The following is a 2,656-nucleotide window of genomic DNA, read 5'->3' as shown; positions in this document are numbered from 1 at the left end:
CTCGGCAAGATCGCCCTGACGCCACGCTTCACCTGGTTCGGGCGCTTCACGCCGATGCCGGAGCGCATTTGCGCCTTCATCCTGACCGCCGAGGACGCGGGCCAGGTGCCGTTGATCACTGTGCTGCGCCACCAGGGCAGGAAATGCACCCCCACCTACCAGGCCGGCGGGGTAGCCGAGGACGAGCGCAGCAAGGCTTGGTACGACCGGCTCGCTCGCGGCATCGGCTCTTCGCGGGCCATCATTGCCTTCGAGCCGGACTCCACGGGCACCGTCGACTGCCTGGCCCCGAGCCGGCGCAGGGCGCGCCTCGACCTGCTGCGCTACGGCGTGGATGTGCTGTCCAAGCTGCCCAATGTGACGATCTACATCGAGGCGTCGGCGTCGGACTGGCGTCCCGCCAAGGAGATCGCCAAGAAGCTGCGCTACATCGGCATCGCCAAGGTTCGCGGCTTCATGCTCAACGTGACCCACTTCGACTGGGCCGCCGCCAATGTGCGCTACGGCATGGAGCTGTCGCGGTTGGTAGGCGGCAAGCACTTCATCGTCAGCACCAACCACAGCGGCCGCGGCCCGGTGCACTACCGCAAGCGAATTGGTGACAGGAACCGGCGTGTGGTCGTGAACTGCCATCCGCACCGGCGCGGCCTCGGGCCCACCCCCACCACAAGCACGGCTGATCCCCGCGTGGACGCGTACATGTGGATCAGCCGCCCGGGCTACTCCCGCGGCGCGTGCAACGGCGGCCCGCCCAAGGAGGGCGACTGGTGGCTGGACCGTGCCCTCGAACTGGCCAGGTACGCCACTCAGTGGACCGGCCCGCCGAGGGGCACTCGTTACGGCTTCCCCCGCGGCAACGTGAGCCTGGCCCAGGCCGCCGGCGATCAGCTTCAACGCTGACCGGTGCGCAGGCTCATCTCGATCATCGCCGCGCTGGCACTGGCGCTTCTGGCCACGGCACCCGCCCAGGCTCAGGCGCCCGTTCCAGATGACCCACGGGCCGTGAGCCCCGGTGCGGCCAACCCGATCGCGGGACAGCCACTCTTCGTCGATCCGGTGGAGCCGTCCTGGAAGCACTGGCGCGCGTTTCGCAACCGGGGCAAGAAGGGCTTGGCCGCCGGCATGTGGACCATCGCCCAACAGCCGAAGTTCCGCTGGGTCGGCCGCTTCACCCACAACGTGACCAAGACGGTGCACGCCTACACGGCGCGCGCCCGCCGCCGGGGGGCGGTGCCGCTGATCGCCGCCATGCGACACCAGGGCAAGGAGTGTCACTCCGGCTACACGGGGGGCGGTGCCGCCGAGGACGCGCGCACGCGCAAGTGGTACCGCAGGTTCGCCCGGGCCATCGGCCGCCGGCGCGCGATCGTCGCCTTCGAGCCCGACTCGCTCGGCACCATCGAGTGCCTGGCCAGGTTCCGGCGCAAGTCGCGCTACAGGCTGCTGCGCTACGGCGTGGAGCGGCTGGCCAAGCTGCCCAACACCACCGTCTACATCGAGGCCGGCGCCTCTGACTGGCAGAGCGCGCCCCGGATGGCACGGAAGCTGCGGCTGGTCGGCGTGGCCAAGGTGCGCGGCTTCATGCTCAACGTGACCCACCACGACTGGACTCAGGACAACGTGCGCTACGGGGCGCGCCTGTCCAAGCTCCCCGGCGGCAAGCACTTCATCGTGAACACGGCCTCCAATGGCCGCGGCCCGGTCTACTACCGCAAGCGCATCGGCGGCCGCAACCGCCGCGTCACGGCCTGGTGCCACCCGCTGTACCGCGGTCTGGGGCTGGCGCCCACCACGCAGACTTCGGATCCACGTGCGGACGCCTACCTCTGGATCAGCCGGCCCGGCTACTCCAGTGGCGGCTGCAACGGGGGTCCGGCTCGCGCCGGTGACTGGTGGCCCGGGCGCGCTCTCGGCCTCGCCAGATGGGCCACCGATTGGATCCGCCCGCCGCGCGGTACCCGCTTCGGCCACCCGCGGGGGTCGCTGTCGCTGCGTGAGGTGGCGGGCGACCAATTGCGCTGAGCGGCGGGGCACGGCGCCGTTGGTAGAGTTGACTCGTGAGTCAATCTTGGCTCCGAGGCTCAGCTAATTGGCGTCTACAACGGTCACCGAGCGCGACGCGCGCCATCTTGAGAGGGCCATCGAACTGGCCGCCACCGCGCGTGGGCAGACGTCCCCCAACCCCATGGTGGGGGCGGTCATCGTCAAGTCGGGCCGTGTGATCGGCGAGGGGTTTCACAGCCGGGCCGGCGAGCCCCACGCCGAACGGGTCGCCCTTGCGGCATGCGAGGACGATCCCGCCGGGTCCACCCTCTACGTCTCGCTGGAGCCCTGCTGCCACCAGGGCCTGACGCCGCCGTGCACGGACGCGATCATGGAGGCCCGGATCGCCCGCGTGGTGGTGGCCTCCGACGACCCGACGGCCAAGGCCTCCGGACGCGGACTCGGCATCCTGCGCGATGAGGGGATCGAGATCGAGACCGTCGAGGGCGACCTGGCGGCCGCTGCCCGGCTGCTCAACCAACCGTTTCGCAAGCACGCGCGTACCGGCCGGCCCCTGGTGATCTTCAAGTCGGCGATGAGCCTCGACGGCAAGGTTGCAACCCGGACCGGCGACTCGCAGTGGATCTCGGGCGACTCGAGCCGAGCACGCGCG

General features: G+C 70.3%; 3 protein-coding genes. All 3 read left to right on the top strand.

The genetic code is table 11. The features are described from left to right. The coding region (locus tag ACXWUF_RS21750; protein ID WP_458503409.1) for a glycoside hydrolase family 6 protein at positions 1-900 on the top strand (900 nt) is incomplete at its 5' end. Positions 901-903: 3 nt separating this feature from the next. Continuing rightward, on the top strand, positions 904-2,022 hold the full coding sequence (locus ACXWUF_RS21745) for a glycoside hydrolase family 6 protein (RefSeq protein ID WP_458503408.1): 1,119 nt from the start codon (positions 904-906) through the stop codon (positions 2,020-2,022). 67 nt (positions 2,023-2,089) lie between these two features. Then, the coding region (ribD, locus tag ACXWUF_RS21740) for a bifunctional diaminohydroxyphosphoribosylaminopyrimidine deaminase/5-amino-6-(5-phosphoribosylamino)uracil reductase RibD (RefSeq protein ID WP_458503407.1) at positions 2,090-2,656 on the top strand (567 nt) is incomplete at its 3' end.

Source organism: Methylomagnum sp. (assembly GCF_054333355.1).
The sequence above is the reverse complement of the archived record's forward strand: the minus strand, read 5'-3'. Positions and strand labels throughout refer to the sequence as shown.